The 12,753-nt window shown below is 63.0% G+C and carries 11 protein-coding genes; 6 read left to right on the top strand and 5 right to left on the bottom strand.

Annotated features, from left to right (window positions below):
- Positions 1 to 68: 68 nt before the first annotated feature.
- Complete coding sequence (locus BLW62_RS11600) at positions 69 to 464, bottom strand: OsmC family protein (RefSeq protein ID WP_090507191.1); 396 nt, start codon at positions 462 to 464, stop codon at positions 69 to 71.
- Between the two features lie 213 nt (positions 465 to 677).
- Positions 678 to 1,403 (bottom strand): metal-dependent hydrolase, encoded by a 726-nt coding sequence (locus BLW62_RS11595; protein ID WP_090507190.1) that lies wholly within the window; start codon positions 1,401 to 1,403, stop codon positions 678 to 680.
- A 117-nt stretch (positions 1,404 to 1,520) separates the two neighbouring features.
- Between BLW62_RS11595 and BLW62_RS11590 the strand changes: the two genes are divergently transcribed.
- The 3 genes from BLW62_RS11590 (at position 1,521) to tenA (ending at position 5,314) form a co-directional block, all read left to right on the top strand.
- On the top strand, positions 1,521 to 1,784 hold the full coding sequence (locus BLW62_RS11590; protein ID WP_076580815.1) for a hypothetical protein: 264 nt from the start codon (positions 1,521 to 1,523) through the stop codon (positions 1,782 to 1,784).
- Between the two features lie 117 nt (positions 1,785 to 1,901).
- A complete protein-coding gene (locus BLW62_RS11585) occupies positions 1,902 to 4,124 on the top strand; it encodes an OB-fold nucleic acid binding domain-containing protein (RefSeq protein ID WP_090507189.1) in 2,223 nt (740 codons plus the stop codon).
- A 530-nt stretch (positions 4,125 to 4,654) separates the two neighbouring features.
- Complete coding sequence (gene tenA, locus BLW62_RS11580; protein WP_090507188.1) at positions 4,655 to 5,314, top strand: thiaminase II; 660 nt, start codon at positions 4,655 to 4,657, stop codon at positions 5,312 to 5,314.
- A 12-nt stretch (positions 5,315 to 5,326) separates the two neighbouring features.
- Here the strand turns inward: tenA and BLW62_RS11575 are convergent, their stop codons facing one another.
- Positions 5,327 to 5,965: a hypothetical protein gene (locus BLW62_RS11575; protein WP_076580809.1), complete on the bottom strand. Its 639-nt coding sequence runs from the start codon at positions 5,963 to 5,965 to the stop codon at positions 5,327 to 5,329.
- 187 nt (positions 5,966 to 6,152) lie between these two features.
- Here BLW62_RS11575 and rqcH point away from each other — a divergent pair, with 187 nt between their 5' ends.
- Both rqcH and BLW62_RS11565 read left to right on the top strand, forming a co-directional pair.
- Positions 6,153 to 8,336 carry a ribosome rescue protein RqcH gene (gene rqcH / locus BLW62_RS11570; RefSeq protein WP_090507187.1) on the top strand — a complete coding sequence of 728 codons (2,184 nt, stop codon included), beginning with the start codon at positions 6,153 to 6,155 and terminating at the stop codon, positions 8,334 to 8,336.
- A 225-nt stretch (positions 8,337 to 8,561) separates the two neighbouring features.
- Positions 8,562 to 9,299, top strand: coding sequence for an SDR family NAD(P)-dependent oxidoreductase (locus BLW62_RS11565; protein WP_090507186.1), 738 nt, complete (start codon positions 8,562 to 8,564; stop codon positions 9,297 to 9,299).
- 44 nt (positions 9,300 to 9,343) lie between these two features.
- On the opposite strand, the gene BLW62_RS11560 is transcribed toward BLW62_RS11565, so the two are convergent.
- Entirely contained in the window at positions 9,344 to 10,495 is a 1,152-nt protein-coding gene (locus tag BLW62_RS11560; RefSeq protein ID WP_090507585.1) for an ABC transporter ATP-binding protein, read from the bottom strand.
- Complete coding sequence (locus BLW62_RS11555; protein ID WP_090507185.1) at positions 10,485 to 12,278, bottom strand: ABC transporter permease; 1,794 nt, start codon at positions 12,276 to 12,278, stop codon at positions 10,485 to 10,487. The genes BLW62_RS11560 and BLW62_RS11555 overlap by 11 nt, the downstream gene beginning before the upstream one ends.
- A 153-nt stretch (positions 12,279 to 12,431) precedes the next feature.
- On the opposite strand from BLW62_RS11555, the gene BLW62_RS11550 reads away from it, so the two are divergent.
- Positions 12,432 to 12,746, top strand: a complete 315-nt coding sequence (locus BLW62_RS11550) for a thiamine-binding protein (RefSeq protein WP_076580799.1) — start codon at positions 12,432 to 12,434, stop codon at positions 12,744 to 12,746.
- The last annotated feature ends 7 nt before the right edge of the window (positions 12,747 to 12,753 follow it).

The raw sequence follows: 12,753 nt of genomic DNA, 5'->3' as shown, positions 1-12,753 counted from the left end.
TGCAATATGTGGCTTGGGTTCGTTTATTCCACTCGCCGGACAGGAGAAGTCTGATGCGTCCTCGTTCCTCAGGCGGCGTCGCCTCGGATACTCGTCTCTGCGTGAAGGTCCGATTTCAACGCATCGTGAACTTTACACAGTTCGTTCGCGCGCTCGATAATCTCCGATCCCGTCTCGTCGTCGATCGAGGCTTCGACGCTGATGTCGAAGGAAATCGACTCGAGTTTGTCGTCGTCGTTGAGGTCACCCGTCGTCTCAATTTCGATCCGACCGAGGTCGTCGACGCCGCGTTGTTGGCCACCGACTCGGAGTGCAGGAACGTAGCAGGTTCCGTACGCAGAGAGCAGCGTCTCGAGCGTGTCCGGTGACTCCTCACCGTTCGGGTCGATCGTCGCCTCGAAATCGCGTACTTCGTTCGTCGCGGCGAATCCGTCGTCTGATACTGTCGTGACTTGTTTTGCCATCCCATTCGGTGGGTCGACAGCGAGCCGTGTAAACGTTGTTCACGCGTCGCAACACGTTTCCGAGAGCAATGGTCGGCTCGAAATCGACCTGCACGACTGATTCGACGATCACTCACGTCGGTGCTGAACGACGCAGAACGAAGAGCGGTTCGCGGGCAAACCGCTGTCGCCGATCGAGCGGAGAAGTCTGGTTCTCGAGGGTGAACGATACGTCTAGTTCCCGATCGTGACCGACTCGTCTCCCTCGAGTACGACGACCTCCGCGTCGCTGCCTGCGTCGGAAACTGCCTGCTCGAAGTCCGCCGGGTCCTGTTCGATCGGCGGGAACGTGTCGTAGTGTTGTGGCACTGCGGTGTCGACGTCGAGCCAGTCGACGGCGATTCCGGCCTGCGTGGGCCCCATGGTGAAGTGATCGCCGATGGGGACGATGGCGGCGTCCGGCTCGAGGTGCTCGCCGATGACGTCGCGCATCTCGCTCATGAGGCTAGTGTCGCCGGCGTTGTACAGCGTGGTCGCCTCCGAGTCGGCTACTGTTGGATCGGCGTCCGAGATCACGAATCCGGCGGGCATCCCGCCGCTCGCGTCGTTCTCGGTCATGATGCCGTTCGTGTGATCCGCACGGACCATCGTGACGAACGCGTCGCCACACTCGACGGTTCCCCCGAGGTTCATCCCCATCCCGCCGACGGCGTCCTCGAAGCCGAACTCCTCCTGACAGTAGGAAACGAGTTCGGGCGTCGCGACCAGCGTCGCCTCGGCAAACTCGCCGGCGTGGGCGATGTGGTCTGCGTGGCCGTGTGTCAACAGGACGTAATCGGGAGTCTCGAGGTCCGACGGATCGAGATCCGTCTTGGGGTTGTCGAAAAACGGGTCGATCAGCAGCTCCGTTTCTCCGACCGTAACGTGCCACGTCGAGTGGCCGTACCAGGTGAGCTCCATAGCGGGTCATTCGTTGGGTTGAGTGGAACTTAAAGGTAGCCGAGCGTGGTCCTCACGGGAGTCGAACCATCGATGGCGATGCCGTGTCGTTTTTTACCCGGAGTACGTACGACGACCATGCTCACCCTCTCGCTCGAGGAGTTCATGGTAGAGTTGAACGAAGGATCGATCAAGAACGTCGGCCCGACGAACAAGTCGGCGACCGTCAAACTGTTCGAGGTCGAAGACGCAGAGGCCCGAGAGTTCGGCGATAAACGCGTCAAACTCGTCTTCGAAGACGCTGACGGAAACGAAGTGCAAGTCTCGCTCTTTCCCGAAGACGTTCACAAAATCGTCCGCGACGTCGAGGCGCTCGAGGACGACTCGCCGGTGTTCGAGTAACACCGTCTCTCGGTTCGACGCGGACGTACAATACAGTCTACGTGTTTCGTTCAGACGCTCGAATATCCGAGCGCATTTCGACAACCGTTTTAGGGCGAAACTGCTTGGTTCGAGTAGATGGGTAACTGTATCATCTGTGGCACACCCGTTGACGGCGAAATCTGCGAGAGTCACGAGGAGGATGCTGTCTTCGAATTTGACGGCAACTCCCCTGCAGACCTCTCTCCCGGCCGGTATTACCGGGGAACCGTCGACGGCTACGCCGACTTCGGTGTCTTCATCGACATCGGAGATCACGTCACCGGATTGTTGCATAGAAGCGAACTAGACAAACGTCTCGAAAGTCTCGATTGGGAGGCTGGCGACGACGTCTACGTGCAGGTCCTCAGCGTTCGGGACAACGACAACGTCGACCTCGGCTGGTCGATCCGCCAGCGAGAACGAGAGTTCCGCGGCAAACTAATCGACACGGGATCCACCGAGACGCTCCCCGAAGACGACGAGAGCGAGCAGACCGAATCGACTGACGACGCCGACACATCGAACACCGACACCGCCGCATCCACCAGCGACTCCGATGCGAGCACGACCGATGGCGGCGCGAAACCCTCAGCCGGCGATCTCCAGGCTGCTGTCGACGAGACGAGTCAAGCGGACAACAGTACCAGCGCACCGGACGCGTCCGAAACCGTCTCGAACGCAAGCGGCTCCGTTGCAACCGAAAGCGCCGCCGCATCGACACCAGCGACCGACGACATCGCTGACGCCGACTCCGAAGTCGAGGCGGAAGCCGACGCCGAACCAGCCCTGAACCGAACGACCGTCGATTCGATCGACGATCAGGTCGGTAGCGTGGTCCGCCTCGAGGGCGAGATCACCGGCGTTCGCCAGACGAGCGGTCCGACCGTCTTCGAACTCCGCGACGAAACGGCGACCGTCGAGTGCGCCGCGTTCGAAGAAGCCGGCGTTCGTGCGTACCCTGACGTCTCGACCGACGACGCCGTCGCACTCGAGGGCGAAGTCGAGCGCCACTACGGCGACTTGCAGGTCGAAACCGAGACGCTCGAGGTCCTCTCGGGTGACGAATCTGAGACGGTTCGCGAGCGACTCGAGGAGGCGATCGAATCCGAAGCGCGACCCGCCGAGGTTTCGTTGCTCGCCGCACACGATCCCGTCGAGGCCGTCGAAGACGAACTCGTCGACGCCGCGACGGCGATCCGCCGAGCCGTCATGGAAGCGCGCCCTGTCATCGTTCGCCACGGCGCGACCGCCGACGGCTACGTTGCAGGCGCAGCGATCGAACGCGCCGTCTTGCCGCTGATCCGCGAGAAGCACACTCGCGAAGACGCCGAGTATCACTACTTCGAACGCCGACCGCTCGACGGCCGCGTCTACGACATGAACGCCGCCACGGACGACGTGACGTCCATGCTCGAAGCCCGCGACCGCCACGACGAGCAACTGCCGCTCGTCGTCTTGGTCGACGCTGGCTCGACCGCGGAATCCGTCGACGGCTACGATATGCTCTCGCTGTACGACGCGGAGACGATCGTCGTCGACGACAGTCGTGCCGACGCGGAGATCACCGACGCCGTCTCGACGGCCGTCACGCCGTCGCTCGCCGGCGTCTCCGTCGATGACCTCACCTCGAGCGCACTCGCCGCAAACGTCGCGGCACACGTTAACGACGACGTTCGCGACGACCTCGAGCACCTCCCTGCCGTCAGTTACTGGGAGGAGACCCCCGACGTGTACACCGACCTCGCGAGCGAGGCCGGCTACGACGAAACCGGCATCTCCGAACGCCGCGAAGCCGTCTCGCTCGAGGCGTTCTACCAGTCCTATAAGGACAAGCGCGAACTCGTAATCGACTTGCTATTCGAAGACGGTGGGGTTGGCGACGCACCTGGCGACGGCGACCTCGCAGCACACGTCTCCGAGCAGTTCCGTGCGAAACTCGAGACCGAACTCGAGACGGCCCAGGAGAACCTCACGGTTCGCGGGCAAAACGGCGTGACGATCACGCTGCTCGATACGGACGCGTTCACGCACCGCTATAACTTCCCGACGACGGTCTTGCTCCTCGACGAACTCCACCGTCAAGAGCGCGACCGCGCCGACTCGCCGTTCGTTACGCTCGGTCTCGGCGACGACGAACTACACGTCCGGACGACTGAGACGATCGACGTCCGCGAACTCGGCGAAGCGATCGAATCCGTCGCACCCGATGCGGGCGTTTCCGTCATCGGCGGTCAGGACGGCCACGTTGAATTCCTCCCCGGCGAACGCGATTCGGTCCGCGACGCTGCACTCGACGCACTCGGCGAAGCGCTCGCGTAACTTGCGCTAGTCGAACGCGCGCCAGTCCCGTTCCTCACCGCTCTACGCCTTCGATAGTGGCGATGCTCTCACTGATGAGACACTGAGTTGCCTGTTCGCACGCCCAACTTCTCGAACCGTTCGCCCCACCGAGGGACCCGTTGTGGCGTGCGTTTTGCACCCACAACAATTTCTTTATTCAGAGTAATTCGTAAAACTCGCGGGAAGTACAGGCAGTGTAGTTACCACCGCGAGTATCCACGAGCGAAGCGAGTGGTTTACCGCCGAAGCGGACGCAGTCCGCGAAGGCGGCCTTTTTAGCGTAGATTTTTGGAGGAGCGGTGAGCGAGCAACGCGAGCGAACCCGACGAGAAAAAGGTACGTGTGCACATGGAGTGACCGAATTGCCCCGATTCGGTTTCGGGTTCGATTCTGAATACCGAAATCGGGCTACTATCTACTGGTAACGTCGACGCCTTCGTCCCCACGCGAGCCAACACTCAATTATACTAGTTAGTTATAATATCGGTCCGGGGCTATACACACGCGAGATGGGATTCAGCGAGCAGCTTCTCGAGGACGGGACACACATCTGGGACGCACAGAAAGACCATCCCTTCGTTCGGGAACTCGCGGCGGGGACGCTCGAGGAATCGGCGTTCAAACACTGGGTGAGACAGGATTATCGGTACCTGCTCGATTACGCGCGGCTGTTCTCGATCGCTGGCGCGAAAGCCACTGACGAGGAGACGATGACGCACCTCCTCGGGGTGGCTCACGAGGTGCTCGAGGACGAAATGGACCTCCATCGCGAGTTCGCCGCCGACTACGGGATTTCTCAGGACGAACTCGAGGCCGTCGAGAAAGCGCCGACCTGCGTCGCGTACACGAGTTTTCTCGTCCGAACGGCCTACGAGGGCTCGATCGCTGAGATCGCAGCGGCGCTGTATCCGTGCATGCAGGGCTACCTCGACGTTGGCGACCATATGGCCGACCTCGCGACTGAAGAACACCGCTATACCCCGTTCATCGAACTGTACACGAGCGAGGAGTTTCGCGAGGCGACCGCGTGGTGTCGGGAGTTCGTCGACCACTGCGGCGAGGCGTATCCCGGCGAACACGACACCATGCGGGAGGCGTTCCTGACGAGCGCCAAACTCGAGTACCGATTTTGGGAGATGGCGTACACGCTCGAGGGCTGGGATCTCTAAGAGGCTGTTCGGTCAGTCGATCGAGACCTCGAGCTCGAGCATTCCGAGGTACGGTGGTGCGCCGCCGCCGTTCTGGCGCAACTCGGTCGCAGTCGAGCCGATGTAGTCGTAAAACTCCGAGGCGGTCTGGGGGATGATCGGTGTGCCGTCGTCGCGTTTGAGGTACGCTGGGGCGTCGGTTCGCTGGATTCGATCGACGCGTTCCTCCCAGTCGCTGCCGGCGTAACAGAAGACGCCGAACGAGAATCTGCCGGCCGCGAGGGCGTCTTGTTTCGTCTGGAAGTGTGTCGCCTCCTCGGTCTTGTACTCCTCGTCGCTCACCCACGCGAGCGCGGAGACGCCGTCGGTCTGTAAGAGGTAGAGGTCCCACGCGAGCTGGGCGTCGAAGACACCCCAGGTGTTTCGCGGCCCGATCGTGTTGACTTCGACGCTGAACGCCGGTCGGCTTCGATTCGGTTCGTGGACGAACGTCGCGTCGTACCCCGGCGCACGAATCCCGCGGTCGTGATAGACGATGCCGTCGAGGGGCACGTCGACCTCGAGTTGGTCGACGATCTCGCGGACCGAAAAGGCTCCCTCGTCCTCTAAGTGGTCGACGAACGTCGGAAACTTGGAGACGCGATCCCACGGTCGATCGGCCGACTGACTCATGGCACCTGCCCTCCGATGTGGTGGGTCCCAGACGGTGTCGGTGTCCTCGCTCGTCTGGTTCCATCGTCGGTCGTCACGCTCATACCATCAGCAAGGTGTCCGGCGGGGATTAGCCTTTCCGACTGCGAGCCCCGCTCGCCACGGTGGAGCGACACGTCTTTTTGACCGCGCGGGGCAGGGTATAGGTATGGATCCAAAGCGGGAGCTTACCAGCGTCGACCTCGCCGCCCTCGTCGGAGAGTTCGGAACCTACGAGGGAGCGAAGGTCGACAAGGCCTATCTCTACGGCGACGACCTGCTTCGCCTCAAGATGCGGGACTTCGATCGCGGGCGCATCGAACTCATCATCGAAGTCGGCGAGATCAAGCGCGCGCATACAGTCGCCCCCGAACGGGTGCCAGACGCCCCGGGCCGACCACCCCAGTTCGCGATGATGCTCCGAAATCGGCTCTCGGGGGCCGACTTCGCCGGCGTCGAACAGTTCGAATTCGACCGCATCCTCGAGTTCGTCTTCGAGCGCGAGGACGGGACGACGCGTATCATCGTCGAACTGTTCGGACAGGGGAACGTCGCCGTCACCGATGGCGAGTACGAGGTGATCGACTGTCTCGAGACCGTGCGACTCAAGTCCCGGACGGTGGTTCCAGGCTCGCGCTACGAGTTCCCCGACAGCAGGACGAACCCGCTCACCGTTCCTCGAGAGGCGTTCGACCGCGAGATGGAGGAGTCGGATACGGACGTCGTTCGAACCCTTGCGACGCAACTGAACTTCGGCGGACTCTACGCCGAAGAGGTCTGCACCCGTGCAGGCATCGAGAAAGGGATGGACATCGACGACGCCGACGAGGACGACTACGACCGCCTCTACGAGGCGATCGAGCGACTCGCACTGGACCTCCGAAATAGCAACTTCGAGCCGCGCATGTACTTCGCGGACGAGGGGGGAGACGAGCAAGATGGTGACTCCGAAGGTGGAGACGGCGACGGAGACGACGCTACCGACGCGAGTCCGGATCGCGTCGTCGACGCCACGCCGTTCCCGCTCGAGGAACACGTCGAACTGGCCGCCGAGCCCTACGATTCCTTCCTCGCCGCCCTCGACGACTACTTCTTCCGGCTCGAACTCGCCGACGAGCAGGAACCGGACCCGACCGATCAGCGTCCGGATTTCGAGGAGGAGATCGCCAAGTACGAACGGATTATCGACCAACAGCAAGGGGCAATCGACGGCTTCGAGCAGGAAGCCGACGCGCTCCGCGAGCAGGCCGAATCGCTGTACGCCGAGTACGGACTGATCGACGACATCCTCTCGACAATTCAGGACGCCCGCTCGCAGGATCGCCCGTGGGACGAGATCGAATCCCGCTTCGAGGAGGGTGCCGAGCGCGGGATCGACGCCGCACAAGCGGTCGTCGACGTCGACGGCAGCGAGGGCACGGTAACGATCGAGGTCGACGGCGAGTACGTCGATCTCGAGTCGGGCCGGGGCGTCGAGCAAAACGCAGACCGCCTCTACACCGAAGCCAAGCGCGTCGAGGAGAAAAAGGAGGGCGCGCTGGCCGCCATCGAAGACACTCGTGAGGATCTCGAGGACGCGAAAGCCCGCCGCGAGCGCTGGGAGGCGGACGACGGCGAGGACGAAACCGAGGAGACGGACGAGGAAGAGCGTGAGGATCGAGAGTGGCTCTCGATGCCTTCCGTTCCGATCCGTGAGAACGAGCCCTGGTACGATCGGTTCCGCTGGTTCCACACCAGCGACGGCTACCTCGTTATCGGCGGCCGAAACGCAGACCAGAACGAGGAACTGGTGAAGAAGTACTTAGAGCCCGGCGACACGGTGTTCCACACGCAGGCCCACGGCGGACCGGTCACCGTTCTCAAGGCGACGGATCCGAGCGAAGCGTCCTCCTCGGATATCGAACTTCCCGACTCGAGCCTCGAGGAGGCTGCCCAGTTCGCCGTCTCCTACGCGTCGGTCTGGAAGGACGGCCGCTATGCGGGCGACGTGTACGCCGTCGACTCCGATCAAGTCACCAAGACGCCCGAGAGCGGCGAGTATCTGGAAAAGGGCGGCTTCGCGATCCGCGGCGATCGAACCTACTACGACGACACGCCAGTCGACGTCGCCGTCGGCATCCAGTGTGAGCCCTACACCCGCGTCATCGGCGGCCCGTCGTCGGCGATCGAAGACCAAGCGGCGACCACGATTTCACTCGAGCCGGGTCGCTACGCCCAGGCCGACGCGGCCAAGCGGGTGTACCGACAGTTCCGCGAGCGATTCGAAGACGAATCGTTCGTCCGCAAAATTGCGAGTCCGGATCGGATTCAACACTTCATGCCGCCGGGTGGCAGTCGGATCGCCGAGGAGTAACCGCTGCAAAACGGGTTCTTCCGGCTTCGGGGGGTCTCCTTCGGCTACAGGGTGTTTTGGGCTTTGAGGCCTCCTGTCGCCTACAGGGTTGTTTTGGGCCTCGAGGTTCCTTCCGTCCACGAGGCCTGTGAGGGAATAGGGACGACGCGATGGGGCGATAAGTATGATGCAAGAGCAGGGCACGCTCATTTACTCGGCGCAACCGATGGAGGCAGTAGACGTCTTATGTCCGAGCAACAGCAGGGAAGACTCGAGGGATCGGTTTCGCTAATTACTGGCGGAGCGAACGGCATCGGTCGCGCGACCGCAGAACGCTTTCTGGAAGAAGGCGCAGTAGTCGTCGTCGGCGACATCGAAGAACCCGATTCGTACGAGGAGGGTGAGGTAGACTACGTCGAGTTGGACGTGAGCAGTCAGGACGACTGGGAGGACGCAATCACCCACATCGACGACGAGTACGGAGAGTTGGACGTGTTGTTCAACAACGCGGGTATCATCTCCTACGACTCGATCACGGAGATCGATGTAGAGACGTGGGAGCGAGACGTCAGCGTCAACCAGACCGGCGTGATGCTCGGCATGAAATATAGCGTCCCGCTCATGCGCGAAAGCGGCGGCGGATCGATCATCAACAGTTCCTCGATTTGGGGGAACGTCGGTGCCGAAGGGACGGCCGCCTACCAGGCGACGAAAGGCGCGGTTCGCAACATGTCCAAAAACGCAGCGATCACGTACGTCGACGACGACATCCGCGTGAATTCGCTTCACCCGGGGCCGATCGATACGCCGCTCATGCAAGCCCAAGACGATGCGATCAACGAGGAAGTCATCGAGGCGACACCGATGGGGCGCATGGCAGAGCCACGTGAGGTCGCCAACGCCGTGTTGTTCGCCGCGAGCGACGAATCGAGTTTCATGACTGGTTCGGAACTCGTTATCGACGGCGGGTATCTCGCCCAGTAACAACTCCGCCGTGCGTTCCTGCCCGCAGTGGCCACCACAGCGTCTCACGACGACGCGGTTCGATCGACCGCGACGACGTGGGCGTCCTCGGGGGCGAACCCGACGACGACGTCTCCGGAGAGCGGATCCGGAGTCCGGACGAGCAGTTCCTGGCCGGGCCACTCGAGGTGCACCCGCGTCGTCTCGCCGAGGAACTCCGCGCTCTCGACGCTCGCCGTCGTCGCGTTTTCCCCGCTCGAGGCTCCTCGTCCAGCCCCGACCTGCAGGTTTTCTGGACGGACACAGAACGTGATCGTGTCTCCGGTCTCGACTTCGCACTCGAGATCGATCGCGAGCGTCTCGGCACCGACCTCGAGCGTCGCCCGTTCGCCCTCGAGTGAGCGGACGGCTCCCTCGAAGACGTTGTTGTCACCGATGAATTCGGCGACGAAGCGCGTTTCGGGCCGACGGTAGATCTCGCGAGGGGTCGCGACCTGTTCGGGTGCGCCAGCATTCATCACGGCGACCCGATCGGAGATTGCGAGCGCTTCCTCCTGATCGTGGGTCACGTAGATCGTCGTAATCCCGAGTTCCGACTGGATCTCCTTGACCTGCAACCGGAGGCGTTCGCGCAGTCGTGCGTCGAGCGCGCTCATCGGCTCGTCGAGCAAGAGGACGTCGGGACCGGGAGCTAACGCGCGAGCGATCGCCACCCGCTGTTGTTGGCCACCGGAGAGTTGGTCCGGCTCTCGGTCGCCCATTCCCTCGAGGTCGATCAACTCGAGAAGCTCCGTCACTCGCTGGTCGTCGGAGACGCCCCCTGGCGGGTCTGCGAATTTGAGCCCGTACGCGATGTTTTCGGCGACGGTCATGTGCGGGAACAGCGCGTAGTTCTGGAAGACGACGCCGACGTCGCGACCTTCGGGTGGCACGCCGGTTACGTCCGTTCCGCCAAAGCGGATCGTCCCGCCCGAGAGCGTCTCGAAGCCGGCGATCGATCGAAGTGTTGTCGTCTTGCCACAGCCCGAGGGTCCGACGAGCGTGAAGAACTCGCCCTCGCGAACGGCGAGTGACACGTCGTCGACGGCCGTCGTCTCGCCGTAGCGTTTGGACACGCCCTCGAGTTCCAGCGCGATCGGTGCGTCCGCGGAGGGACGCGGCTGGTCGCTCGCCCTCGCAGTGCACTGATCCTCGAAACGAGATTCTTCAGAGGCCAACGTGATCACCTGCGAGTCGGTCGATGACGACGAAACTCACGCTCGTGACGACGAGCAAGACGACACCCATAGCGGTTGCCGGTCCGAGCCGACGGCCGATGAACCGTTCGATCGCGACTGGCATGGTGTACTGGTCGGTCCCCGTCGCGAGGACGACCGTCGAGGAGAACTCGCCCATCGAGATGGCGACGGCGAACGCCGCACCCGCGACGATCCCCGGCCAGACGAGGGGAAGTTCGATGTCGAGCAGCGCTCGCGTCCGGGACGCGCCGAGAGCCCGCGCAGACTCGATCAACGACCGGTCGATCGACTCGAGGCCGGGTGCGACCGTCCGGACGACGAAGGGATAACACGCCACGGCGTGGGCGGCAACGATGGCGAGCGAGCCGGCGACCGTGAGCCGAATGCTCCCGATCTCGATTCCGAAGACGGGCCCGCGAAGCAGACCGATTCCAACGATGACCCCCGAGACCGCGAGCGGTGCCATGAGGAGCGCGTCGACGAGTTTTCGCCCGCGATAGCGACGCGTCGTCAGGACGGAGATGACGACGCCCATCGGCACCGCGAGTGCAAGCGCGCCCGCGGCGAAGAGCAGCGAGTTCACGATCGCCTCTCCGGGTTGAACCTGAAACGCCGCGCCCGTCGCCTGACGCTCGAGGAGGAATCGGTAGTTCTCGAGCGTGAATCCGTTGGGCCCGTTCACGCTCGTGTAGATCATGCTCGCGATCGGGAAGACGAAGACGACCAGCGCGACGACGGCGTAGACGCCGATTCCGAGTCGCGGCAGGATTTCGCGGGGAGTGATCGTCGGCGGCGCGAGGGGGCGTCGCGGAAGGGGGCGAATGCCCCGCGAGCGAACGACGTGATTCGCCTCGTAGCGAAGGTAGGCGTAGAGGATCCCCAGCGAGATGGCGAGTTCGACGATCGCCAGCGCGGCCGCCTCGGCGTAGTTCAGGTCCTGAATCAGCTGGTAGACGAACACCTCGACCGTCGCGAGTTGGAACCCGCCCAGTGCGAGGACGATTGGGAACGTGCCGAACGTAAAGACGAACGTGAGTGCAGCCCCCATCAGGATGGCGGGATACAGCTGCGGTGCGACGATATCTCGGAACGCCCGCGTCGGACTCGCGCCGAGGCTGCGCGCGGTCTCGATCGCGCTCGCGTCGACGGACTCCCAGGCCGCCGTCGTCACCCGCGCGACGAGGGGCGCGTTGTAGAAGGCGTGGGCGATCACAATCGCCTCGAGCGAGAACATGAGGTCGACCGGGCCGAGGCCAAAGATGTCGAGGACGCCGTTGAGCGTTCCATTCTGCCCGAACGTCGCGACGAAGCCGATCGCGACCATGATCGAGGGGATCACGAAGGGAAGGATCGTGAGCGAGCGAAGCAGTCGGCGGCCGCGGAACTCGTAGCGCGCGAGGACGTACGCCGCGGGCAATCCGAGTGCGACGCTGAGGAGCGTCGAGAGAAACGCCTGATAGGCCGTGAAGCCGACGATTCCGAACCGCCGGTCGCTCGAGAGGAGGTCCCGGCCGACCTCGATCGGCGACTCGAAGGCGAACAGGCGAGCGAGATCACCGAAGTAAAACGGGTCGCGCAGGAGGTCGGCGAAGACGGAAAGCGTGAGTGCCCCTTCGACGACGATGGACTCGACGAAAACGGTCGCAACCGGGTAGTAGAACAACACCAGCAACAACAGGGCCGTCCCGACGCCGAAGACGGCGATCGCTCGACGCTCGAGGCGATCACTGATCCGGCTCGAGACGGGGCGTTCGTCGCTCATGCGTGGTTGGTGGGCGAATTAGGCGCGTTGCTCGCGCCCGCCGTTACGCGGGGGGTCGTCGCGAGAGAGGTACGAAGCCAGATCGGACGTCGTCGGTCACAATCGGATTCCGCGAACCCAACGGCTATCCGGCGCTCGTGTGAACGCAGAGCCATGTCGGTATTCGCATTGCTTCGCGTGACGCCAGTAACGGAAGACGACATCACCGCGGACGTCGCCGCGGCGATCGACGCACTCGAGGACCACGACGTCGAGTACGAGACGACACCGATGGCGACGATTCTCGAGGGCGACGACGTTCGCGAACTCTTCGCAGCCTGTGCGTCGGCCCACGAAGCCGTCGAGACGGCCGAGATCCAGACGCTCGTCCAGGTCGAGGAGAAACGAGACACGGAGTTGAGCACCGACGACAAGATCGACGCCGTCGAAGGCGAACTCGGACGCGACGCGCGCAGCCAACGGGAGTGACCCCGGT

It is taken from the genome of Natronorubrum sediminis (assembly GCF_900108095.1).
Classification (GTDB): Archaea; Halobacteriota; Halobacteria; order Halobacteriales; family Natrialbaceae; genus Natronorubrum; species Natronorubrum sediminis.
The sequence above is the reverse complement of the archived record's forward strand: the minus strand, read 5'-3'. Positions and strand labels throughout refer to the sequence as shown.

Excerpts from the sequence above, each read along its gene's own strand:
- rqcH (WP_090507187.1), top strand. The coding sequence starts at position 6,153 with ATGGATCCAAAGCGGGAGCTTACCAGCGTCGACCTCGCCGCCCTCGTC.
- BLW62_RS11555 (WP_090507185.1), bottom strand. The coding sequence starts at position 12,278 with ATGAGCGACGAACGCCCCGTCTCGAGCCGGATCAGTGATCGCCTCGAG.
- BLW62_RS11600 (WP_090507191.1), bottom strand. The coding sequence starts at position 464 with ATGGCAAAACAAGTCACGACAGTATCAGACGACGGATTCGCCGCGACG.
- BLW62_RS11585 (WP_090507189.1), top strand. The coding sequence starts at position 1,902 with ATGGGTAACTGTATCATCTGTGGCACACCCGTTGACGGCGAAATCTGC.
- BLW62_RS11550 (WP_076580799.1), top strand. The coding sequence starts at position 12,432 with ATGTCGGTATTCGCATTGCTTCGCGTGACGCCAGTAACGGAAGACGAC.
- BLW62_RS11595 (WP_090507190.1), bottom strand. The coding sequence starts at position 1,403 with ATGGAGCTCACCTGGTACGGCCACTCGACGTGGCACGTTACGGTCGGA.
- BLW62_RS11590 (WP_076580815.1), top strand. The coding sequence starts at position 1,521 with ATGCTCACCCTCTCGCTCGAGGAGTTCATGGTAGAGTTGAACGAAGGA.
- BLW62_RS11575 (WP_076580809.1), bottom strand. The coding sequence starts at position 5,965 with ATGAGTCAGTCGGCCGATCGACCGTGGGATCGCGTCTCCAAGTTTCCG.
- BLW62_RS11565 (WP_090507186.1), top strand. The coding sequence starts at position 8,562 with ATGTCCGAGCAACAGCAGGGAAGACTCGAGGGATCGGTTTCGCTAATT.
- tenA (WP_090507188.1), top strand. The coding sequence starts at position 4,655 with ATGGGATTCAGCGAGCAGCTTCTCGAGGACGGGACACACATCTGGGAC.